Consider the following 23,553-nt stretch of genomic DNA (forward strand, 5'->3'; position numbering starts at 1 on the left):
CTGTGCTACCCTGTCGCCCGGATTTTTACCTCGCGCGGAGCTATGCATGTCTGATGCACTGAACTGGTCTGAAATTGATACCGTCCTGCTGGATATGGACGGCACCCTGCTTGATCTCGCTTTTGACAGCCATTTCTGGTTACAGCACGTGCCGCTAACGCTCAGCGTTAAGCGTGGCATTAGCATTGACGCCGCCAGCCAGATAATCAGCGAAAAGTACCAGGCGGTGCAGCATACGCTAAACTGGTATTGTCTCGACTACTGGAGCCGGGAGCTGGATCTGGATATCCGCGCCATGACCTGGGAACTGCGTGAACGCGCCACCATGCGCGAGGATACCCTGCCATTTTTGCAGGCGCTGCGCAGCAGTGGCAAACGCACCATTTTGCTGACCAACGCCCATCCCTGGAATCTGGAAGTGAAGCTGGCGCAAACCGGGCTGGATCAGCATCTTGATTTATTGCTTTCAACCCACACATTTGGTTATCCGAAGGAAGATCAACGCTTGTGGCAGGCCGTGCAGCAGCACACCGGTTTTACCCGTGCACGCACGCTGTTTATTGACGATAATGAAACGATTCTGGATGCGGCGAAACGCTGGGGCATCGGCTACTGCCTGGGCGTCAGCAATCCTGATTCCGCCCGACCGGATATCAGTTTCGCACGTCATCCGACGGTCAGTGACTATCGCAGTCTGCTATCCGCTATCGCCTTATAACGCCGGGAGATAAGCAATGAAAGAGAAAAGCGCTGAAGGCGTGCGACTCGATAAGTGGCTGTGGGCGGCGCGCTTTTATAAAACCCGCGCGGTGGCGCGTGAGATGGTTGAAGGTGGCAAAGTTCATTACAACGGCCAGCGCAGTAAACCGGGCAAGCTGGTGGAGCTGAATGCCGAACTGACGTTACGTCAGGGCAATGACCAGCGTACGGTGGTGGTGCTGGCGATTACCGATCAACGGCGTCCCGCCACCGAGGCGCAGCAGCTGTATAGCGAAAGCGCAGAAAGCATTGAGAAACGAGAAAAAGTGGCGCTGGCGCGCAAAATGAATGCGCTGACCATGCCCCATCCGGATCGCCGCCCTGATAAAAAAGAGCGCCGCGATCTGATGAAATTTAAACATTCTGGCGACGAATAAGAGAAGACTATGGCCCAGCAAGACCAAATGCACCGTTACCTGTTCGAAAACTATGCCGTACGCGGTGAACTGGTCAACGTATCTAACACCTGGCGCGAAATCATTGAAGGTCATGATTATCCACAGCCTGTTCAGCAGCTACTGGGTGAGCTGCTGGTGGCGACCAGCCTGCTGACTGCGACCCTGAAGTTTGACGGCGATATCACTGTCCAGCTGCAGGGCGATGGCGCACTGAATCTGATGGTGATCAATGGTAATAACCGTCAGGAGATGCGCGGCGTGGCGCGTACTCAGGGTGAAATTGCCGAAGGCAGCACCCTGAAAGAGATGGTCGGCAACGGTTATCTGGTCATCACCATCGCACCGGAGAAGGGTGAGCGCTATCAGGGCGTAGTCGGACTGGAAGGCGACACCCTTGCCGCCTGTCTGGAAGATTACTTTATGCGCTCTGAACAGCTGCCAACCCGCCTGTTCCTGCGTACTGGTGAAGCTGAAGGCCAGAGCGGCGCAGGCGGCATTCTGTTGCAGGTATTACCGGCGCAGGACACCAGCGCCGATGACTTCACTCATCTGGCGACCTTAACCGAAACCATTAAAACTGCAGAGCTGATCACCCTGCCCGCCAACGAAGTGTTGTGGCGTCTGTACCATCAGGAAGAGGTTACCGTTTATGATCCGCAGGATGTGGTGTTTAAATGCACCTGTTCGCGTGAGCGTTGCGGCGATGTGCTGAAAACCCTGCCGCAATCTGAAGTGGATGAGATTATCGAGGAAGATGGCGAGATCGATATGCATTGCGACTATTGTGGTAGCCACTATGTCTATGATGCGGTGGATATTGCAGCAATTCGCAATGATTCAGCCTCTGGTAATGAGCAACTGCATTAATTTGTCGTCTGCGGGAGGCGATAACGCCTCCCGTAACACGTTGACCTGATATTTTTCCCTGTAAAATAAGCCGCTTACTACACACTTCTGCGTAAGATTGTCCTGAATTACACTATTAAATCGTGTTCTCCTCTCATTTCTGTCGTTTCGCTCTTCCGCTGACCAGAGACCGGTGTACACTGCGCGCGATCCTGATCATCGCGACCTGGTTATGCCTTATTTGTCGATGATCACTTTCGTTAACAGTGAAATACTTCAAACTCTGATGCAGTAAAAGAAACCGAAAGGAGCAGTAATATGCGCACTAACGGCCTGACCCCACAGGACCTCGTCGCTTATGGCATCACTGACACGGTTGAGGTGGTTTATAATCCCGATTACGAAACCCTCTTTCAGGAAGAAACCAGACCCGGCTTACAAGGCTATGAACGCGGTATTCAGACGCAATCCGGCGCGATAGCAGTGGATACCGGCATCTTCACCGGCCGCTCCCCTAAAGATAAATATATTGTGCGTGATGACACCACGCGCGACACACTCTGGTGGTGCGACCAGGGCAAAGGCAAAAATGATAACCAGCCGCTGCCACAGGAAACCTGGGATCAGCTAAAAGCGCTGGTGACAAAGCAGCTTTCCGGCAAGCGTCTGTTTATTGTCGATGCCTGGTGTGGTGCTAACCCCGATACCCGTCTGAGCGTGCGCTTTATTACCGAAGTCGCCTGGCAGGCGCACTTTGTGAAAAACATGTTTATCCAGCCGGATGACGCCGGTCTTGCCAGCTTTAAACCCGATTTTGTGGTGATGAATGGCGCCAAATGCACCAACCCCGACTGGCAACAGCAGGGTCTGCATTCGGAAAACTTCGTGGCGTTTAACCTGACGGAAAATATGCAGCTGATTGGCGGCACCTGGTACGGCGGCGAGATGAAAAAAGGTCTGTTCGCGGTGATGAACTACCTGCTGCCACTGAAAGGCGTTGCGGCGATGCATTGCTCGGCTAACGTCGGCGAAAAAGGCGATGTTGCGGTGTTCTTTGGTCTGTCCGGCACCGGCAAAACCACCCTGTCAACCGACCCTAACCGCCAGCTGATTGGTGATGATGAGCATGGCTGGGACGATGACGGCGTGTTTAACTTCGAAGGTGGCTGTTACGCCAAAACCATCAAGCTGTCGGAAAAAGCCGAACCGGAAATCTACCATGCCATCCGCCGCGATGCGCTGCTGGAAAACGTGGTGGTGCTGAGCGATGGCTCGATTGATTTTGACGACGGCAGCAAAACCGAAAACACCCGGGTTTCCTATCCGATCAATCATATCGATAATATCGTCAAGCCAGTGTCAAAAGCCGGTCATGCGAAGAAAGTGATCTTCCTGACCGCCGATGCCTTTGGCGTGCTGCCACCGGTCTCGCGTCTTACGCCCGATCAGACGCAATACCATTTCCTCTCTGGCTTTACCGCCAAGCTGGCCGGCACCGAGCGCGGCGTAACCGAACCGACGCCAACTTTTTCCGCATGCTTCGGCGCCGCTTTCCTGACGCTGCATCCGACGCAATATGCGGAAGTGCTGGTCAAACGCATGCAGGCCGCCGATGCCGAAGCCTATCTGGTGAATACCGGCTGGAATGGCAGCGGTAAACGTATTTCGATTAAAGATACCCGCGCAATTATCAATGCGATTTTGCAGGGCGAACTCAGCACAGCGGAAACGCAAACGTTGCCGATCTTTAATCTGGAAATGCCGCTGGCACTGGAAGGCGTCGACAGCCATATTCTGGATCCACGTAATACTTACCAGAATGGCGAAGAGTGGGAAGCGAAAGCGCGCGATCTGGCGCAACGTTTTGTGGATAACTTTGATAAATATACCGATACACCAGCAGGTGCGGCGCTGGTAAAAGCCGGTCCGCAACTGTGATCGAGGGGCGGCGATAACGCCGCCTTTTTTCGATTACGCCTGAGAACTTCCCGTTGGCAATGCTACGGCGCCCTGCTGCGGTAACGGCAACCAGGCACGAATGCGTAACCCGCCGCGTTCGCTGACGCCAATATCCAGCGATCCCTGATGCGCATCGATAATACGTTGCACTATCGCCAGCCCCAGTCCGGTGCCACTGGTACTGCGCGCGCTGTCGCCGCGTACAAACGGCTGGAACAGATGTTTTAGCTGCTCAGGTTCAATGCCCGGACCATCATCTTCGACCTGGAACCAGGCGCGCTGCAACTCGCTGCCGCTGCTGACCTTAATCCAGCCATTACCATATCGCGCGGCGTTGACCACCATATTTGCCAGCGCCCGTTTAATCGACAGCGGATTAATCTCCACCATCAGCTCGGTCGCCATCACTTCATTCTCAATTTCACGTTCGTAACCACTTTCCGCGGCAACGACTTCACCCAGCACACTATTCAGATCGGCAAGCTCCGTCTGCATCTCCTGACCGGTACGCAGATAATCAATAAACTGCTCGATAATCGCGTTGCACTCTTCGATATCTTTATTGATCGACTCGGCCAGATAGCCATCCTCTTGCGACATCATCTCCGTCGCCAGACGGATACGCGTCAGTGGCGTACGTAAATCATGGCTGACGCCCGCCATCAGCAGCGTACGGTCATCCGCCAGCAGCTTCACACCCGACGCCATCTGATTAAAGGCGCGGGTGACGGAACGCACTTCGGAAGCGCCATACTCACGCAGCGGCGGCGGGATCACCCCTTTACCGACCTGCAGCGCGGCATGCTCCAGCTCGACCAGCGGTCGGTTCTGGATACGAATAAACAGCCAGGCCCCGCCAATCGCCAGCAGCATTATCGCCAGCGTATAGCGGAACAGCGGCGAGAAATCGCCCTGATGGATTTCGGTCAGGGGTACACGCACCCAGATATCGGGCGACAACCAGGTTTTCAGCCACACCACCGGCGAGTTTTTATTCACCTCGACCCGGACATCGGTTGGTCCACCCAGTTGCTGCGCCATCTGTTCGCTCAGGAACTGATAGTGTTGCGCCCAGCGTAATCCGCTCTCTTCCGCCGCTGCATTGGTATACAGCGAAATACCCAGTTCACGATAAATTTCGCGACGAAACGCTGGCGGCACCTCAAGCTGCGTACCATCTTCCAGCTGCAAGCGGTCGGTCATCAGCATACGCACTTCGTATGCCAGCACCTTATTAAACTGTTGCAGGCTGGGAAGAATGGCGAAGTTAAGCACCACCAGATAGGTCGTTACCAGGCTGACAAACAGCAGGGTAACGATCAGTAACAGCGTTCGGGCAAACGAACTGCGCGGAGAGAAGCGGAATCGCCTCATGCTTTACTGCCGTCCGGCACAAAGACGTAACCCAGGCCCCAGACGGTCTGGATATAGCGTGGGTGAGCCGGATCTTCCTCGACCATACGACGCAGACGTGAAATCTGCACGTCAATCGAGCGCTCCATCGCGCTGTATTCACGGCCACGCGCCAGGTTCATCAGCTTGTCACGCGACAACGGCTCGCGCGGATGGCTGACCAGCGCTTTCAGCACGGCAAACTCACCGCTGGTCAGCGGCATTGGCTCATCTTCACGGAACATCTCACGGGTGCCGAGGTTCAGTTTAAATTTACCAAAGGCGATCACCGCCTCTTCCTGCGAAGGCGCACCAGGCAATTCATTAGCCTGACGACGCAACACCGCACGGATACGCGCCAACAGTTCACGTGGGTTAAACGGTTTTGGAATGTAGTCATCAGCGCCGATTTCCAGCCCGACGATACGATCCACTTCTTCACCCTTCGCGGTGACCATAATGATTGGCATCGGGTTGCTCTGGCTGCGCAGACGACGGCAGATTGAGAGGCCATCTTCGCCAGGCAGCATCAAATCCAGCACCATCAGGTGGAAGGATTCACGGGTTAACAGACGGTCCATCTGTTCGGCGTTAGCCACGCTGCGCACCTGAAAGCCCTGTTCGGTCAGATAACGCTCCAGCAGCGCACGCAAACGCATATCATCATCGACGACCAGAATTTTGTAGTTTTCTTGCATTTTCGATACTCCCAAAGGCGCTATTGCCTGAGATGCTATTTTTAAAAAAGTTGCTCTGATGTGACAGTCATTAATGGTTTATATTGTAGCCGAAATTGTTACAAAGCATATTAAACAGCAGCTTATCCCACATACTTTACTGTTGCAGCAGGTTTTTTCGCCGTTTCAGCCCTCGCCCGGCAGCATCAACACGGCCCTGCGGCGGCGACTGCGTCTTATCTTAAATAGTTCGTCACTCTCTGGTTATTACTGGCTTAAGTGCATATAAAACGCACTACAATATATAAATCAGTTAGTTAGCCATTAAACCGGGTAAAATAACCCAGGATAAATCTTAACCCGCAACCTACCCGTTCAGAATATACATCCTTTTCAGCAATTAGCAGCATAAAATAACGTTATTAAATATTTTACCGTCCGGGTTGCTTAGGAATTTATGCAGGCCTGAAAATAACAATACCAGAGAAAGTAAAGCCAGCCAAAAATAGTAAAAAACAGTACTTTCCAACAGAAATTAAATAATTCTATATTCATCCTCGCAACGAAGATTATTTTTTATTCACCGGGGATTTATTATGAGAAATACAATAATTTTGTCTGTCGCTCTGGCTTTCAGCGCAATCAGTTCCGCCCATGCAGATACCGAGACACCGGGTGTGGCCGCAGGCAGCGTCGCCTCCTCTTCCGCTGAAGGTTCGTCTCAGGCCAAAGGCGTTGGCGCTGTAGCGGCGATTGCGGCGATAGCTTTACTGACTTCCGGCGGTGGCGATGGTTCGAATACCGGTTCAACGACCACCACTACCTCGACAACGGCGGCAAAATAGATTAATAACCTGCACGTTTAATTCTCTCACCGACAATTATTCATTAATAAATATTCAGTGCAACACTGAAGAATAATGTATGCGTTACCGCCCTTGCCAGCGGGGAATAATAATAACCACAGCTTTATTTCAAAAAGCTATTATTCCCCGTTTCTTTTTTTCCATTTTTACCGCATTCATCTCTGTTTCAAGGTTGTACCGCTGGCAACGATCACTCTAAAATCGCCTCTACAGCATGTGATTACCAGCAGGGCAAAATGTCGATGAGAACCAAACTTGTCACCCGGGAAGGCTACAACAAGCTAAAACAGGAGCTTGATTACCTGTGGCGCGAAGAGCGTCCGGAAGTGACCAAAAAAGTCACCTGGGCCGCCAGCCTCGGCGATCGCAGTGAAAACGCCGACTATCAGTACAATAAAAAACGCCTGCGTGAAATCGATCGCCGGGTACGCTACATCACCAAAAGCCTTGAAGCGCTGCGGGTGGTCGACTATTCGCCACAGCAGGATGGCCGGGTGTTTTTTGGCGCCTGGGTGGAGATCGAAAATGACGACGGCGAAACTAAACGCTTTCGTATCGTTGGCTATGACGAGATCTTTGGTCGCAATGATTACATCTCGATTGATTCGCCGATGGCGCGCGCGCTGCTGAAGAAAGAACCAGGCGATGCCGTCACCGTTATCACTCCAGCTGGCGAAGCGCTGTGGTATGTGAACACCATCGAATATGTGGCTTAGATTATTCGGATTATGCCGCAATCAGCGCCGCGCGGCTGGCAATTTCGCCCTGCAATCCGTATAACTGTCAGCTGTTTTTAGCTACCAAGTAACCGATGATGAATGATTCGCTGAGCCGCATTATTGCAAGTGAACTTCATGCCCGGGCTGAACAAGTTGAAGCCGCTGTTCGCCTGCTGGATGAAGGGAATACCGTGCCATTTATTGCACGTTATCGTAAGGAAGTGACTGGCGGTCTGGATGACACCCAGCTGCGCCAGCTGGAGACGCGTCTTAGCTACCTGCGTGAACTGGAAGAGCGTCGCCAATCCATTCTGAAATCCATTGATGAGCAGGGCAAACTCACCGATGAGCTTGCTGCGGCCATTAACGGCACGCTGAGCAAAGCTGAACTCGAAGATCTCTATCTGCCGTACAAGCAGAAGCGCCGCACCCGCGGGCAAATCGCCATCGAAGCGGGCCTTGAGCCGCTGGCTGATACCTTGTGGCAGGATCCCTCGCACGACCCTGAGCAGCTGGCCGCTGGCTTTGTTGATGCCGATAAAGGCGTCGCCGACAACAAAGCGGCCCTGGATGGCGCGCGTTATATTCTGATGGAACGTTTTGCCGAAGACGCCAGCCTGCTGGCGAAAGTGCGTCACTATCTGTGGAAAAACGCCCACCTGGTTTCGCGCGTCGTGGAAGGTAAAGAAGAGGCTGGCGCGAAATTCCGCGACTATTTCGACCACCACGAAGCGCTCTCCAGCGTACCTTCACACCGCGCACTGGCGATGTTCCGTGGCCGCAACGAAGGTGTGTTGCAGCTGGCGCTGAACGCCGATCCGCAATTCGATGAGCCGCCGCGCGAAAGTCAGGGCGAGCAGATCATCAGCGAACACCTGAATTTGCGTCTGAATAACGCACCGGCCGACAGCTGGCGTAAAGCGGTGGTCAGCTGGACCTGGCGCATCAAGGTGCTGCTGCATCTGGAAACTGAGCTGATGGGCAGTGTGCGTGAGCGTGCGGAAGATGAGGCGATTAACGTCTTTGCCCGTAACCTGCACGATCTGCTGATGGCTGCGCCTGCGGGTATGCGCGCCACCATGGGGCTGGATCCGGGCCTGCGCACCGGGGTGAAAGTGGCGGTGGTTGATGCCACCGGCAAACTGGTCGCTTTCGATACGGTCTATCCGCATACTGGTCAGGCCGCCAAAGCCGCGGCGGCGGTCGCCAGCCTGTGCACCAAACACAATGTCGAACTGGTGGCGATCGGCAACGGCACCGCCTCACGCGAAACTGAGCGCTTCTTTGTCGAGCTGCAAAACCAGTTCCCGCAGGTGCAGGCGCAGAAAGTGATTGTCAGTGAAGCTGGCGCTTCGGTTTACTCCGCATCGGAACTGGCGGCGCTGGAGTTCCCGGATCTGGATGTGTCGATCCGTGGCGCAGTCTCTATTGCCCGTCGTTTGCAGGATCCGCTGGCTGAGCTGGTAAAAATCGATCCGAAGTCGATTGGTGTTGGCCAGTATCAGCACGATGTCAGCCAGAGCCAGCTAGCGAAAAAGCTGGATGCAGTGGTAGAAGACTGCGTAAACGGCGTGGGTGTCGATCTGAATACCGCCTCGGTGGCGCTGCTGATGCGCGTTGCCGGTTTGACCAAAATGATGGCGCAGAATATTGTCGGCTGGCGTGATGAAAATGGCCGTTTCCAGAATCGCCAGCAGTTGCTGAAAGTCAGCCGCCTTGGGCCAAAAGCCTTTGAGCAGTGCGCCGGCTTCCTGCGTATCAACCACGGCGATAACCCACTGGATGCCTCAACGGTGCATCCGGAAGCCTATCCGGTGGTCGAGCGTATTCTGGCCGCGACCCGTAAAGCACTGAACGAGCTGGTTGGTGATCCGACCGGGCTGCGCAATCTGAAAGCAGTTGATTTTACCGATGAGCGCTTTGGTGTGCCGACGGTCAGCGACATTATGAAAGAGCTGGAAAAACCCGGCCGCGATCCACGTCCTGAGTTTAAAACCGCGCAGTTCGCCGACGGCATCGAAACCATGAACGACCTGCTGCCAGGCATGGTGCTGGAAGGCTCGGTGACAAACGTCACTAACTTCGGCGCTTTTGTCGATATCGGCGTGCATCAGGATGGTTTAGTGCATATCTCTTCACTGTCCGATAAGTTTATCGACGATCCGCATAAAGTGGTGAAAGCCGGTGATATTGTCAAAGTGAAGGTGATGGAAGTCGACCTGCAACGTAAACGCATTGCGCTGACCATGCGTCTTGACGAGCAGCCCGGTGAAAACAATGCACGGGCCGGTGGTGGCGCAAAAACCGCGCCACGCGATAACCACCGTCCGGCAGCGGGCAAAGCGAAGCCAAAAACCGCGTCAACGCCAGCAGGCAACAGCGCGATGGGTGATGCCTTAGCCGCAGCCTTTGGTAAAAAGCGTTAGTCTCAGGCACGGGCGGCGAGAACGCTGTCATCGCGGTTAATGCAAATAATCAAGACGGGCGGCGTTTTCGCTGCCCGTCTTGCGAATTCAGTTCAACGGTCTACAGTGAAAAAGAGTGCTTTTTCATTCACCCTGCGGTGGCCCGTTGCATAACAATGGATATAATCAATAACTTAATCGACGAGATCTACCAGGCAACCTTTCCGCTGGCGAGCAGAGAGCGGCTGTTATCCCATATCCGCGAGGCGCGGGCGGCAATAAAAACACCACGAAAGCCGAGCTGGGATGAAAAAGATGTGGTGCTGATTACCTACGCCGATCAGCTCCGCGAAAGTGAAGCCCCTACCCTTGCCACCTTCTCCCGCTTCTATCAGCAGCATCTGCGTAATACCTTTAATCTGGTCCATCTGCTGCCGTTTTTTCCCTACTCTTCCGACGATGGTTTTTCGGTGATTGATTATCACCAGGTTAACCCGATTTGCGGCGACTGGTCAGATATCGCCGAACTGCATCGTCATACGCGGCTGATGTTTGATTTTGTCTGCAACCATATGTCGGCGCACAGCGCGTGGTTTAAACACTTTCTGGCGCTCGATGAGGGCTGGGATGACTTTTTTATCAGTATGTCTCCTGCGACCGACCTGAGTGGCGTTACGCGACCACGCACCTCGCCGCTGCTGACGCCATTTGATTTCGCCAACGGTGAAAAACGCTTTATCTGGACCACCTTCAGCGCCGATCAGATCGATCTTAACTTCGGCAATCCGCAGGTGCTGATCCGCATGGTGGATGTATTGCTCGACTACCTGAAAAAAGGCGCTGACTATGTACGGCTGGATGCGGTTGGCTATATGTGGAAAACGCCGGGCACCAGCTGTATTCACCTGCAAAAAACCCATCAGCTGGTCAAACTGTTTCGCGCCATCGCCGATGTGGTGGCGCCGGGAACGGTGATAATCACCGAAACCAATGTGCCGCATAAAGACAATATCAGCTACTTTGGCAACGGCCACGATGAGGCGCAGATGGTGTATCAGTTTTCGCTGCCGCCACTGGTGCTGCATGCGATTCATAACGGTTCATCGCGCGCGCTGCGTCAGTGGGCGGCATCGCTCGACCTCGGCGCTGGCGCTACCACCTTCTTCAACTTCCTCGCCTCTCACGACGGTATCGGACTTAATCCGGCACGCGGCATTCTGCCGGAAGTGGAAATCGTCGCGCTGGTGCGCGATCTGGCGATGGAAGGTGCGCTGATCTCCTATAAAAATAATCCTGACGGCACCACCAGTCCGTATGAAATCAACGTCACCTATATGGATGCGCTCAATAAGCAGGATGACGATGACGATACGCGGTTACGCCGTTTTATGCTGGCCCATGCGTTGCTGCTGGCGTTTCCGGGCGTACCGGCGATCTACATCCAGAGTATTTTAGGTTCGCGCAACGATATGGAAGGGGTGAAGGCCGCCGGACATAACCGGGCGATTAATCGCGAAAAATACAGCGCCGCCGAAATTGAGCAGCAGCTCACGGCGGAGGATGGCCTGCGCAAGCAGGTATTTACCCGCCTGAGCGCGCTGATCCAGCTGCGTACCCGGCAACCCGCTTTTCATCCGGACATTCCACTGGAAATTCTCGACAGCGATAATGCGCTGCTGATGCTGCGCCGCCGCAGTGACGACGATCAGCACAGTTTGTTGTGCGTATATAACCTGAGTCACCGCAGCATCGACACACGCTTGCCGGAAGAGAGAAAGTATCGCGATATAATTAGCGGGGAGATTATCGACGGCAGTAACCCACTGTCGCTGCCGCCATGGCACTATTTATGGCTGAAAACGGGCATAACCTGACATTGCTAAGCCTGAGAAAAGTCAATCAGCTGCTGGCAGAATGCTTCAGGGTGCGAAACAAAAGGCGCGTGGGCGGCCTTCTCCATCACCACTGAGCGACTGTGCGGCCACTGCAGATCCAGCAACTCCGCCGCCTTGCGTGGCACCAGCCCGTCAAGATAACCGTAAATACGCAGCAGTGGCAGCGTCAGCGTGCGCATCTCAGCGCGCAGATCGGCAGTACGCAGAATCTCCAGTCCGCCCTCCAGCACCGCCACCGACGGCATCGGCTGCGACAGCACTACCTGTTTCAACAGGCGTGCATCCTGACGCGCGTGCTCGGTTCCCATTGTTTGCAGCGCCAGAAAACGCTCGACGGTACGCTGGAAATCCTCACTCAGCTGCTGCTGAAAACTCAGCAAGGTTTGCGGTTTAATCCCCGGCCACTGCTCCTGCGCGGTAAAACAGGGGGAAGAAGCGACACTGATTAACCGCGCGACCCGTTGCGGATAGCGCAGCGCCAGCCGGCTGGCGACTAAACCGCCCAGCGACCAGCCGAGCCAGATGGCGCGTTCCGGCATCTGCGGCAGCAGAGTATCCACCATCGCGTCCAGCGACAGCGCGCCATAATCACCACTGCGACCAAAGCCCGGCAGATCCACCAGATGCAGACGAAAATGCGGGCTAAGCCGATCGATAATGCAATGCCACACTTCGGCATTCAGCCCCCATCCGTGCAACAGCACAAGATCGATTTTTCCTGTGCCTGTGGTCTGCCAGTTAAGCTGCGCCATCGGTTATTGTCCTGTTCTTTGCTATTTCTTTCTATGGAGACCGCTATGCTACCAATGCCGGGATGTTGTTGGCTATGCCTGATGCCACTGGCGCTGCATCAACAGGGGATCTGTAGCCTCTGCTATCGCCGGCTGCCCGCCAGCCCACTCAGTTGTCCACGTTGCGGACTGCCCGCCGCCAGCAGTGATACCGACTGTGGCCGCTGTCTGCAACACCCGCCGCCGTGGCAGGCGCTGGTGGCGGTGGCGAATTACCAGCCACCACTCAGTTTGCTGGTCAGCCAGTTCAAATTTCAGCAAATAACAGCACTCTCTGTGATGTTAGCGCGGCTTATTTTGCTAAGCTGGTTACAACAACGACGTACACGGCAGCTGGTACGTCCGGAAATTGTACTGGCGGTGCCGTTGCATCAGCGACGTGCATGGCGGCGCGGCTTTAATCAGGCCGATCTGCTGGCGCGCAGACTGGCGCACTGGATTGGCAGCGACTACTCCCCACAAGGGTTGCGTCGTGTGCGGGCCGCCGATATACAGCATCATTTAAGCGCCGCCGCACGACGCAAAAATCTGCGTGGTGCGTTTAAGCTTGAAATCGCCGTCGCCGGACGTCATATCGCGGTGGTCGATGATGTCGTCACTACTGGCAGTACTGTCGCCGCGATTAGTCGCCTGTTACAGGCCGCTGGCGCCGCCAGCGTACAGATCTGCTGCCTGTGCCGAACCTTGTAGCGCGCCAGTGATGGGCGTATTATAACCAACTGAATGAGTCAACTATTGAGCAATCGCCATGATCCGAATTTCTGATTCTGCGCAAGAACACTTCGCAAAACTGCTGTCAAACCAGGAAGATGGCACCCAAATTCGCGTATTCGTGATTAATCCGGGTACGCCAACCGCCGAATGCGGCGTTTCCTACTGTCCACCCGATGCAGTAGAAGCGACCGACACCGAACTGAAGTTCGACAAGCTTTCCGCTTTCGTCGATGAACTGAGCGCGCCCTATCTGGCCGACGCGGAAATCGACTTTGTCACCGATAACCTCGGCTCACAGCTGACGCTGAAGGCGCCAAACGCCAAAATGCGTAAAGTCTCTGATGATGCACCGCTGATTGAGCGCGTTGAGTATCAGTTGCAGGCGCAGATTAACCCCCAGCTGGCGGGCCACGGCGGTAAAGTGTCGCTGATGGAGATCACTGACGAAGGTTACGCCATCCTGCAGTTTGGTGGCGGCTGTAACGGCTGTTCAATGGTCGACGTAACGCTGAAAGAAGGCATCGAGAAAGAGCTGCTGCAGACTTTCCCGGAACTGAAAGGTGTGCGCGATCTGACCGAGCACCAGCGCGGCGAACACTCTTACTATTGAGTACCTTGTCAGATGGGCGGCGATAGCGCCGCCCCTACGACAATTTCCCTTTTATCTCCGACGTTTATCAATATCCTTCAGCAGACGATTAACGTAATCATCGGCAAATATCTCCTCCAGCGTTTTACTCAGCTTGCGTCGCCAGTTGGGGTACTGATCGGTGGTCCCCGGCACATTGACCGGTTTCTCCATATCCAGCCAGTCTTCCGGCTGCAATCCCAACAAGGCGCTGCCGCTGTCGGCAATAAAACGCTGCATGCCGCGATTCAGTTCCGGCGTCATCGCCATCTTTTCCGCCCGTTTAGCGGTGCGCTGCGGCACACAGCGATACTGATGCAGCGCATTCAGCAACGCCTGCCGCTGCTGCTGACGCTGCTGATGCAGACCACGCAGAATCACCTTGTCGGGATATAAGCCCAGGGTTTCACCCAGCGTTAAATCCCCGGCGCTCCAGAAACCGCGCAGCGTCGGTAAATCATGGGTGGTGGCACTGGCCATCGACTGGCGCGGCCAGTCGGCGGGCGCGCGATAGCGGTCCGCCGACTCCTGTTCGAAATAGAGCACCTTCCACGAATAGACGCCGCTGTCGCGCAGCTTACCGATAATTTCCACTGGCACAGTACCGAGATCCTCGCCAATCACCATGCATTGATGACGCTGGCTCTCCAGCGCCAGAATTGCCATCAGATCTTCCACCGGATAGTAAACATAGGCGCCGTGATCGGCGGTTTCGCCATAAGGGATCCACCATAAGCGCAGCATCGACATCACATGGTCGATACGTAATGCGCCGCAGCTGGCCATATTGGCGCGTAACAGGTCGATAAATGGCTGATAACCACGCGCCGCCATCACATGCGGATCCATTGGCGGCAGCCCCCAGTTTTGCCCCAGCGGCCCCAGAATATCCGGCGGCGCACCGACCGAGGCTTGCAGGCAATAAAGTTCACGGTCGCACCAGGTCTCCGCTCCGCCCTCGGCGACGCCAACCGCCAGATCGCGATACAGCCCAACCGGCATCTTGCGCTGCTGGCTCTGCTGCCAGCACTCATCAAACTGGCGGTTCGCCAGCCATTGCAACCACAGCCAGAAGCGCACTTCCTGCTGATTTTTCTGGCAAAAAGTCTGCACTGCCGCGTTATCAGCATGCTGATACGCCTGCGGCCATACCGGCCAGCCCCAGCGCGTGGCGTCTTCTTTGAGCATCGCGCCATGCATGGCATCGTAAGCCGCCTGCGAAAACAGGCTGCCGCCCCCCTGGGTAATAAAACGCTCAAAGTGGTCGCGGGTTTTATCCTGTTGATCGCGCAGACAGAACTGCTGCCATGCCAGACGCAGGGCGGTAATCTTTAAATCACTGACCGTCTGATAATCGACCCATTCACTGCTACGCGCTTTGCTTAACGTCTGTTGCGTGGCGCTTTGCCGCCACCAGCGTTGCGCCTCTGCGCTGTCGCGAAAATCCGGCACACGCATCACATCGATATAGATTACATTCAGCCAGCGTCGCGAAGAGGGGCTGTAGGGACTGGCGCTTTCAGGATTCGCCGGATAGAGCGAGTGAACCGGGTTAAGGCCAATAAACGCGCCGCCGCGATCGGCAATCTGATCCAGCATGTTATGCAGATCGCCAAAATCACCGATGCCCCAGTTACTCTCTGAGCGCACGGTATACAGCTGCACGCAGGCACCCCACAGTTTCCTGCCTTCACGCAGCGCCACCGGTTCGAAACAGCGCTTTGGCGCGACAATAATGCGACAGGGCCACTGCTGCTTAGCCTGCGTCAGCGTCAGCTGGTGATAGCCGGGCGGCAGATGCGGCGGTAGCGCCAGCATCTCACCACCGTTTACCTCGCCCTGATACTGCCTGCCGCTCTCCGCCTGCAAGTGCCAGCGAAACGACCCTTTGCCGCCCACCGGCAGATTCAGCTTACGCGTGCCGCTAAATACCTTTGCGGCGGGCAGCGGCGCGGCGCTGACCGGCTTTGGATTGCCCATCGCCGCCAGCAGGCGCTGTTTGGTCTCGGGCGCAATCGCTTCTGGCTGACCTTTGGCATTAATATAACTGGCGGCAATACCGGCCGCGGTGGCGGCCTTATCGAGTTGTTTTAAATCCATTATCCCTGCCTTTTTGCCTGCCAAATCCGTGTCTGATAATCCCTGATGGAACGATCAGAACTAAACATGCCGGTACGCGCCGTATTCAGGATCGCTGTGCGTGTCCAGGCCTCCTGATCGCGCCACAGGGCTTCCACCCGCTGTTGCGCGGCGCAGTAAGCGGCAAAATCCGCCAGCACCAGCCAGGGATCGCCGCCGGTGGTCAGGCTGTGCATCATCATATCGAAGGCATGTTTGTCGCCATTGCTGAAGAAGCCATTTTCCAGCTCTTTTAGCAGGTTGTTCAGATGCTTATCTTTTTTACGCAGCTTCAGTGGATCGTAGCCTTTCGCTTTCAGCGCTTTGACCTGATCGACGCTGTTGCCGAAGATAAAGATATTCTCTTCACCCACCTGTTCGGCAATTTCGACATTGGCGCCATCCAGCGTGCCGATGGTCAGCGCGCCATTCAGCGCCAGCTTCATATTGCCGGTTCCCGAGGCTTCGTAGCCAGCGGTGGAGATCTGCTCCGAGAGGTCTGCGGCCGGGATCATCAGCTCGGCGGCGGTAATGCGGTAATCGGGAATAAATACCACTTTCAGACGATCGCCGACCAGTGGATCGTTATTGATCTTCTCAGCGACCTTATTAATCGCATAGATAATATTTTTCGCCAGGTAATAGCCAGGCGCCGCTTTGGCGCCAAACAGAAACACGCGCGGCACGCTGTCCTGTTGCGGATTATCGCGCAGCTGACGGTAACAGTGCAGGATATGCAACAGGCCAAGATGCTGACGTTTATACTCATGCAGCCGTTTAATCTGAATATCAAACATCGCCTGCGGGTTGACGGTAATACCGGTGAGACGATGGATATAATTTGCCAGCCGCACTTTATTGTCATGCTTAATCTGGCGATAGCGCTGACGGAACGCGGCATTATCCGCCTGTGGCTCCAGCGCTTTTAACGCATCGAGATTATTGACCCACTCAACTTTCAGCGTCTCATCAATCAGCCCCGCCAGCGCCGGGTTGCACTGTTTCAGCCAGCGACGTGGCGTAATGCCGTTGGTGACATTATGGAATTTATGCGGCCATAGCTGGTAATACTCCGGGAACAGATCCTTTACCACCAGATCGGAGTGCAGCGCCGCCACGCCGTTTACCGCAAAGCCACTCACCACACACAGGTTGGCCATGCGCAGCTGTTTATCATGCAGCACCGCCAGTTTTGCCCACACCGCTTTATCGCCCGGCCACTGCTTATCCACCAGCTTCTTAAAGCGCTTATTAATCTCCTGAATAATCATCAGATGACGCGGCAGCAGACTGCGCACCAGCTTCTCATCCCAGCGCTCCAGCGCTTCCGGCATCAGCGTGTGGTTGGTATAGGCAAACACTTTACTGGTAATCGCCCACGCCGCCTCCCACTCCATCTGATGTTCGTCCAGCAGCACACGCAGCATTTCGGGAATGGCGATCGTCGGATGAGTATCATTCAGCTGAATCACTTCGTAATCCGCCAGCTCGGCGATTTTACGCCCCGCCAGATGATGACGACGCAAAATATCGGCCACCGAGCAGGCGCACTGGAAGTATTGCTGCATCAGGCGCAGGCGCTTGCCATCCTGATGGTTATCATTGGGATAGAGCACTTTAGTCAGTTTAGCGGCATCAATGCCCTGCTGCTCCGCCTGCAAAAACTTGCCGTCATTAAACAGCGTCAGGTTAAACGGATGAAGATGAGTGGCCTGCCACAGCCGTAGCGGTTGCGCCACGCCGTTGCGATAGCCAATCACCGGCAGATCCCAGGCTTCGCCGCGCATTACAAAAGCGGGCGTCCAGAGGTGCTGGCCGTTGTCGCCGCGCGTGACCTTACCGCCGAGCGGCACATCCACATCCAGCGCGCTATTATGGCGAAACCACGGATAGCAGTGGCGCTGCCAGTCATCCGGCGCTTCCTGCTGCTGACCATCGTTAAATGACTGGCGGAACAGACCATACTGATAATTGAGGCCGTAACCGGTAGCGGATTGCCCGACAGTGGCCATCGAATCGAGGAAGCAGGCCGCCAGACGCCCGAGGCCCCCGTTGCCTAAGGCCGGATCGACCTCCTCCTCCAGCAGCTCGCTCAGGCTGACCTGCTGTTCTGCCAGCAGCGCCTGCACCTGATCATACCAGCCGAGGTTAAGCAGGTTATTACCGGTCAGACGGCCAATCAGAAATTCCATCGAAATATAGTTAACGTGGCGCTGTTTTTTGGTGGCGGGCGCCAGCGGTTGCGCCGCCAGCAGTTCGGCCAGTGCGCCACTGACCGCGTGCCACCATTGATGTTGATTCATTTCCTGCGCGGCGTTCAGACCTGCATGTTGCCACTGACGAGTAAGCGCTGCCTCAAAACGTGCCTGGTTAAATTTTTGCTGCGACATAAATCTCTTCCGGTAAGTGAATGTTTCGCCAAAAATTGATGCGCACATGCTGACGGTTGCGACCTCGCGCAGCATCATCCCGTCAGAGGTTCAGACGGGGAGGAGTGGCAGGGCGTAGGCGGAAATGTGATCGCCAGCACTTAATTTAAGACGGCATTGCGCAAAAAAGCTCCTCGCCAGCGCAATTCAGTGAAAAAAAATAAAAGTAGCGGACATCGCTAATAGTGATCCCTGCCGCTTGAATTTTTCACCTTCGCGTTAAGGAAGTGTGATGAGGTGCAACATAATGAATTTTCGTCAGGATCTTGCCTTGCATTAGTTATGCATCTGACTAAATGTATTTAATTACACGCCCCAAAATAATTCCCTTTATTTCGATCCATGTCATTTTTTAGCCGAGTATTTCCTGTTGCAGGAAGGCGGCAACCGAACGAATCGCCAGGAGCTTACATAAGTAAGTGGCCGGCGTGAGTGAGGGCAGCCAACACACCGGCAACTGGAAAGACGAAGGCTAAATAACACAGTGAAGTGTAAACCGGCCATGCTGATACCATCGAAACTCAGCCGCCCATCGCGGCTTCAGAACATCATTGTTCGGGAGCGTTTGATTGCAAGGCTCACGAACATCAATCTCTATCGGCTGGCGCTGGTTACCAGCCCGGCTGGCTATGGCAAAACCACGCTGGTGGCGCAATGGGCCAGCAGTCAGGATAATCTCGGCTGGTACTCACTGGATGAAAGTGACAACTATCCCGAGCGTTTTGCCAGCTACTTTATGGCGGCTATTCAGCAGGCCACTGGCGGCTATTGCCTGCGCAGCGAAGCAATGGTGCAGAAGCGTCAATACGCTAATCTCAGCGCGCTGTTCTCCCAGCTGTTTGTTGAACTGTCGGAGTGGAACCGCCCGCTGTCACTGGTGATTGATGACTACCATCTGCTGACCAGCAGCGCCATCCATCAGGCGATGCGCTTTTTTATCCGCCATCAGCCGGACAATCTGACGCTGGTGATCCTGTCGCGCAACCTGCCCTCACTGGGCATTGCCAATCTGCGGGTGCGCGATCAGCTGCTGGAAATTAACAGCCAGTCACTGGCGTTTAACCATGACGAAGCAAAACAGTTTTTTGACTGCCGTCTGCAACAGCCCATCGACGCCAGCCACTCGCAACGCCTGTGTGATGAAGTGGCCGGATGGGCGACCGCGCTGCAACTGATTGCGCTGTCAGAACGCCAGTCCAATACGCCAACCCATCAGTCGGCGCAGCGGCTGGCCGGGATCAATGCCAGCCATCTGGCGGATTATCTGGTCGATGAAGTGCTCGACTGCGTCGATGATGTCACGCGAAATTTCCTGCTGCGCAGCTCGGTGCTGCGTTCGATGAATGACGCGCTGATTTCACGCCTCACCGGTGAAGAGAATGGCCAGCGGCTTCTGGAAGAGACCGAACGCCAGGGACTGTTTCTGCAACGGATGGATGACAGCGGCCAGTGGTTTAATTTCCATCCGCTGTTTGCCAGCTTCCTGCGTCAGCGCTGTCAGTGGGAAATGGGCAGCGAACTGCATCAGCTGCATCATGCGGCGGCGGAGGGCTGGATGGCGCAGGGCTTTGCCGGTGAGGCGATTCACCATGCGCTGGCCGCGCAGGATAAATTGTTGTTGCGCGATATTTTGCTACGCCACGCCTGGTCGCTGTTTAATCACAGCGAGCTGGCGCTGCTGGAAGAGGGGCTGAAAGCGCTGCCGTGGCAGTTGCTGGTGCAAAATCCGCGACTGATTCTGTTGCAGGCCTGGCTGGCGCAGAGTCAGCACCGCTATGGTGAAGTCAATCTGCTGCTGGCGCGCGCTGAGCAGGAGATGGCTATGCAACAGGCGGCAATTGATATTGAGCTGAGCGCCGAATTCGATGCGCTGCGCGCGCAGGTGGCGATTAATGCCGGTAAACCTGATGAAGCGGAGCAGCTGGCCAATCAGGCGCTGAATATCCTGCCATTAGCCAACTATTACAGCCGTATTGTCGCCACCTCGGTCAAAGGGGAAGTGCTGCACTGCAAAGGGGAACTTAGCCAGGCGCTGGCGATGATGCAGCAGACCGATCAGATGGCGCGCCAGCATGATATCTGCCACTACGTGCTCTGGGCGCTGTTGCAGCAAAGCGAGATCCTGATAGCGCAGGGTTATCTGCAAACCGCCTGGGAAACGCAGCAGAAAGCCTTTGATCTGATTGCCGCCGAGGGACTGGAACAGCTGCCAATGCATGAATTTCTGCTGCGTATTCGTTCACAACTGTTGTGGTCATGGTCACATCTTGATGAGGCCGAAGCGGCGGCGCGCAAAGGGCTGGAGGTGCTGGCCAACTTTGAACCACAGCAGCAGTTGCAATGCCTGGCGATGCTGGCGAAATGTGCGCTGGCGCGCGGTGATATGGATAACGCCCGCCGCCACCTTAACCGCTGCGAAAACTTACTCAGTAACGGCCAGTATCACAGCGACTGGGTCACCAACGCAGATAAACCGCGGGTGATTTACTGGCAGATGACTGGTGATAAAGTTGCGGCGGCGAACTGGCTGCGTCTGACGCCAAAACCGGCAGATGCTGATAACCACTTCCTGCAGGGCCAGTGGCGCAATATCGCGCGCGCGCAGATTCTGCTGGGGCAATATGATGAAGCGGAAGTGGTACTGGATGAGCTGAATGAAAATGCACGCCGCCTGCGTTTAATCAGCGATCTTAATCGCAATCTGCTGCTCAGCAATGCCCTTTACTGGCAGACCGGCCGTAAAAGCGAGGCGCAGAAAGCGCTGATTGAGTCGCTGGCGCTGGCGAATCGCACCGGCTTTGTCAGCCATTTTGTGATTGAAGGGGAAGCGATGGCGCAGCAGCTCCGTCAGCTGTTGCAGCTGAATTCACTGCCGGAAATGGAACAGCGTCGCGCTCAGCGTATTCTGCGCGATATCAATCAGCATCACCGGCATAAATTTGCCCATTTCGATGAGACTTTTGTCACCCGTCTGCTGACCCATCCGCAGGTGCCGGAGCTGATCCGCACCAGTCCACTGACCCAGCGCGAATGGCAGGTGCTGGGCCTGATTTACTCCGGTTACAGCAACGATCAGATCGCCGGTGAGCTGGATGTGGCGTCAACCACCATTAAAACCCATATCCGCAATCTGTATCAGAAACTCGGTGTGCTGCACCGCCAGGAAGCGGTGCAACAGGCGCAACAGCTGCTGCATTTAATGGGACTGGGTGTCAACATGGGCGGCGAGAACGCAGCCCCTACATAAAAGACCATGATAAACTGTAGGGGCGGCGTTATCGCCGCCCGCTATCAACACAGTTCCAGATGAACCTCATGCTGCTCAATCACTTTCATCACACTCGGCGGTGGCGGCGCGTCGGTATATAGCTGGTCAACCAGGCTCATATTGCCGAGATTGACCATCGCATTACGGCCGAACTTCGAGTGATCCGCCACCAGGATCACGCAGCGTGAGTTCTCAATAATCGCGCGCTTGGTGCGCACCTCATGATAGTCAAACTCCAGCAGCGAACCATCCATATCAATGCCGCTGATGCCGAGAATGCCGTAATCAAGGCGAAACTGAGAGATAAAATCGAGGGTCGCTTCGCCCATAATGCCGCCATCGCGGGTACGCACTTCACCACCCGCCAGAATCAGCCGGAAGTCGGGTTTCGCCATCAGCAGCATCGCGACATTCAGATTATTGGTCACCACCCGCAGATTATTGTGATTCAGCAGCGCATGCGCCACCGCTTCCGGCGTGGTGCCGATATCAATAAACAGCGTGGCGCCATCGGGGATCTGACTGGCGACGCGCTGGGCGATACGCGCCTTTTCCGCCGACCACATCATCTTACGATCCTGCCAGGCCGTATTTTCAGAACTGGAAGGCAGTGCGGCGCCACCGTGATGGCGCTGTATTTTATTCTGATCGGCCAGATCGTTCAGATCGCGGCGGATAGTTTGCGGGCTGACATCGAAATGTTCCACCAGCTCTTCGGTACTGACATACCCCTGACGACGGACCAGATCAATAATGGCGTCGTGACGTTGCGTTTGCTTCACGAAAGTCTCCGAAGATTATGCTGTTATTTGCGTAGCTGACGCGTATCGGCCAGCGCCATCGCCAGCCCGACCAGCAGACCAGTCACGTGCGCCGCATTGGCAATCGCCAGACCAAATGCGCCAAAGTAACCAATTACCAGCCACAGAATAGCGAAAGCCATCAGGCCGCGCTCAAGGAAAATACCGCTGTCGGGATCGCGTTCGCCACGCAGCCATGCATATCCCATCAGCGCATACACCACGCCTGACAAGCCGCCAAACCATACCCCACTATATTTCGCCTGCATCCAGCCGCTAAGCAGCGCGGAAATCAGCGTAATCACCACCAGCTTGCCGCTACCGAGGCGCTTTTCCACCGCGCCGCCGAGATACCACCACCACATCAGATTAAACACGATATGCAGCAATGAGAAGTGCAGCAGCGCATGGCTGAACCAGCGCCACAGCTGGAAATATTGCCCTTCATCCGCCGGCCACGCCAGCCAGTACATCACGCTGCGATCGCCAACCAGCTGCATCAGAATATAGATCGCCACACAGGCAATCATCACCGTCATGGTCAGTGGGCCAGCGCGCTGACGGATACTGGCCAGAATCGAGGTGTGCTGGTAGCGCAGACCACTGGAGGTGTTACCGGATTCCCAGCTGGCGGCGAGATAACGCGGATGCGTCGGATCGCGGACAAATTGCTGAAGTTCGTTTTCGACCAGCTCCGCTTTCGCTTCGTCATCCAGCAGCAGGGTGTAAGTCTCACCCGGCTCAATGCGCAACGTCACGCCGCGCGTCGCCATATAATCCACAAAGGCCTGCGCCAGACGCGGATTGTTAAAATGAGTAATACGCATCATATCGGGTATCAGTCCCTGAACTTATCTGTATTAAGCGCCTTTCGGCAAATGATTGGCGC

18 protein-coding genes are annotated in these 23,553 nt (G+C 55.2%); 11 read left to right on the top strand and 7 right to left on the bottom strand.

Annotated elements, in window-relative coordinates:
• Nucleotides 1-46 precede the first annotated feature (46 nt).
• The 4 genes from yrfG (at nucleotide 47) to pckA (ending at nucleotide 3,941) form a co-directional block, all read left to right on the top strand.
• Entirely contained in the window at nucleotides 47-718 is a 672-nt protein-coding gene (yrfG, locus tag J2125_RS09340; RefSeq protein WP_017802988.1) for a GMP/IMP nucleotidase, read from the top strand.
• A 16-nt stretch (nucleotides 719-734) separates the two neighbouring features.
• Entirely contained in the window at nucleotides 735-1,136 is a 402-nt protein-coding gene (gene hslR / locus J2125_RS09345; protein WP_017802987.1) for a ribosome-associated heat shock protein Hsp15, read from the top strand.
• A 9-nt stretch (nucleotides 1,137-1,145) separates the two neighbouring features.
• The gene (hslO, locus tag J2125_RS09350; RefSeq protein WP_026111963.1) at nucleotides 1,146-2,024 is read left to right on the top strand and encodes an Hsp33 family molecular chaperone HslO; all 879 of its coding nucleotides are present in this window, start codon (nucleotides 1,146-1,148) and stop codon (nucleotides 2,022-2,024) included.
• A gap of 297 nt (nucleotides 2,025-2,321) precedes the next feature.
• Nucleotides 2,322-3,941 carry a phosphoenolpyruvate carboxykinase (ATP) gene (pckA, locus tag J2125_RS09355; protein ID WP_017802985.1) on the top strand — a complete coding sequence of 540 codons (1,620 nt, stop codon included), beginning with the start codon at nucleotides 2,322-2,324 and terminating at the stop codon, nucleotides 3,939-3,941.
• Nucleotides 3,942-3,974: 33 nt separating this feature from the next.
• Here pckA and envZ read toward each other — a convergent pair whose 3' ends face one another.
• Both envZ and ompR read right to left on the bottom strand, forming a co-directional pair.
• Nucleotides 3,975-5,336: a two-component system sensor histidine kinase EnvZ gene (gene envZ, locus J2125_RS09360; protein ID WP_017802984.1), complete on the bottom strand. Its 1,362-nt coding sequence runs from the start codon at nucleotides 5,334-5,336 to the stop codon at nucleotides 3,975-3,977.
• The gene (gene ompR, locus J2125_RS09365) at nucleotides 5,333-6,052 is read right to left on the bottom strand and encodes an osmolarity response regulator transcription factor OmpR (protein WP_001157751.1); all 720 of its coding nucleotides are present in this window, start codon (nucleotides 6,050-6,052) and stop codon (nucleotides 5,333-5,335) included. Before ompR ends, envZ begins: the two co-directional genes overlap by 4 nt.
• Nucleotides 6,053-6,627: 575 nt before the next feature.
• Between ompR and yjbE the strand changes: the two genes are divergently transcribed.
• The 4 genes from yjbE (at nucleotide 6,628) to J2125_RS09385 (ending at nucleotide 11,895) form a co-directional block, all read left to right on the top strand.
• Complete coding sequence (gene yjbE, locus J2125_RS09370; RefSeq protein WP_026111962.1) at nucleotides 6,628-6,876, top strand: exopolysaccharide production protein YjbE; 249 nt, start codon at nucleotides 6,628-6,630, stop codon at nucleotides 6,874-6,876.
• Between the two features lie 263 nt (nucleotides 6,877-7,139).
• Nucleotides 7,140-7,613, top strand: a complete 474-nt coding sequence (gene greB, locus J2125_RS09375) for a transcription elongation factor GreB (protein WP_026111961.1) — start codon at nucleotides 7,140-7,142, stop codon at nucleotides 7,611-7,613.
• 95 nt (nucleotides 7,614-7,708) lie between these two features.
• Nucleotides 7,709-10,042 carry a Tex family protein gene (locus J2125_RS09380; RefSeq protein WP_026111960.1) on the top strand — a complete coding sequence of 778 codons (2,334 nt, stop codon included), beginning with the start codon at nucleotides 7,709-7,711 and terminating at the stop codon, nucleotides 10,040-10,042.
• 155 nt (nucleotides 10,043-10,197) lie between these two features.
• Complete coding sequence (locus J2125_RS09385) at nucleotides 10,198-11,895, top strand: alpha-amylase family glycosyl hydrolase (RefSeq protein WP_017802980.1); 1,698 nt, start codon at nucleotides 10,198-10,200, stop codon at nucleotides 11,893-11,895.
• Nucleotides 11,896-11,900: 5 nt separating this feature from the next.
• On the opposite strand, the gene bioH is transcribed toward J2125_RS09385, so the two are convergent.
• Nucleotides 11,901-12,668 carry a pimeloyl-ACP methyl ester esterase BioH gene (gene bioH, locus J2125_RS09390; protein ID WP_017802979.1) on the bottom strand — a complete coding sequence of 256 codons (768 nt, stop codon included), beginning with the start codon at nucleotides 12,666-12,668 and terminating at the stop codon, nucleotides 11,901-11,903.
• Nucleotides 12,669-12,713: 45 nt separating this feature from the next.
• Here bioH and gntX point away from each other — a divergent pair, with 45 nt between their 5' ends.
• Together gntX and nfuA are read left to right on the top strand one after the other, a co-directional pair.
• Nucleotides 12,714-13,397, top strand: coding sequence for a DNA utilization protein GntX (gene gntX / locus J2125_RS09395; protein WP_026111959.1), 684 nt, complete (start codon nucleotides 12,714-12,716; stop codon nucleotides 13,395-13,397).
• Between the two features lie 58 nt (nucleotides 13,398-13,455).
• Complete coding sequence (gene nfuA, locus J2125_RS09400; protein ID WP_017802977.1) at nucleotides 13,456-14,031, top strand: Fe-S biogenesis protein NfuA; 576 nt, start codon at nucleotides 13,456-13,458, stop codon at nucleotides 14,029-14,031.
• Between the two features lie 51 nt (nucleotides 14,032-14,082).
• On the opposite strand, the gene malQ is transcribed toward nfuA, so the two are convergent.
• Nucleotides 14,083-16,149 (bottom strand): 4-alpha-glucanotransferase, encoded by a 2,067-nt coding sequence (gene malQ, locus J2125_RS09405; RefSeq protein ID WP_017802976.1) that lies wholly within the window; start codon nucleotides 16,147-16,149, stop codon nucleotides 14,083-14,085.
• On the bottom strand, nucleotides 16,149-18,557 hold the full coding sequence (malP, locus tag J2125_RS09410) for a maltodextrin phosphorylase (RefSeq protein WP_017802975.1): 2,409 nt from the start codon (nucleotides 18,555-18,557) through the stop codon (nucleotides 16,149-16,151). Before malP ends, malQ begins: the two co-directional genes overlap by 1 nt.
• A 541-nt stretch (nucleotides 18,558-19,098) precedes the next feature.
• On the opposite strand from malP, the gene malT reads away from it, so the two are divergent.
• Nucleotides 19,099-21,843 carry an HTH-type transcriptional regulator MalT gene (malT, locus tag J2125_RS09415; protein ID WP_017802974.1) on the top strand — a complete coding sequence of 915 codons (2,745 nt, stop codon included), beginning with the start codon at nucleotides 19,099-19,101 and terminating at the stop codon, nucleotides 21,841-21,843.
• A 44-nt stretch (nucleotides 21,844-21,887) separates the two neighbouring features.
• On the opposite strand, the gene J2125_RS09420 is transcribed toward malT, so the two are convergent.
• Together J2125_RS09420 and glpG are read right to left on the bottom strand one after the other, a co-directional pair.
• The gene (locus J2125_RS09420) at nucleotides 21,888-22,646 is read right to left on the bottom strand and encodes a DeoR/GlpR family transcriptional regulator (protein ID WP_017802973.1); all 759 of its coding nucleotides are present in this window, start codon (nucleotides 22,644-22,646) and stop codon (nucleotides 21,888-21,890) included.
• A gap of 23 nt (nucleotides 22,647-22,669) precedes the next feature.
• Nucleotides 22,670-23,491: a rhomboid family intramembrane serine protease GlpG gene (gene glpG / locus J2125_RS09425; protein WP_026111958.1), complete on the bottom strand. Its 822-nt coding sequence runs from the start codon at nucleotides 23,489-23,491 to the stop codon at nucleotides 22,670-22,672.
• Between the last annotated feature and the right edge of the window lie 62 nt (nucleotides 23,492-23,553).

It is taken from the genome of Winslowiella toletana (assembly GCF_017875465.1).
In the GTDB taxonomy this organism is placed as follows: Bacteria; Pseudomonadota; Gammaproteobacteria; order Enterobacterales; family Enterobacteriaceae; genus Erwinia; species Erwinia toletana.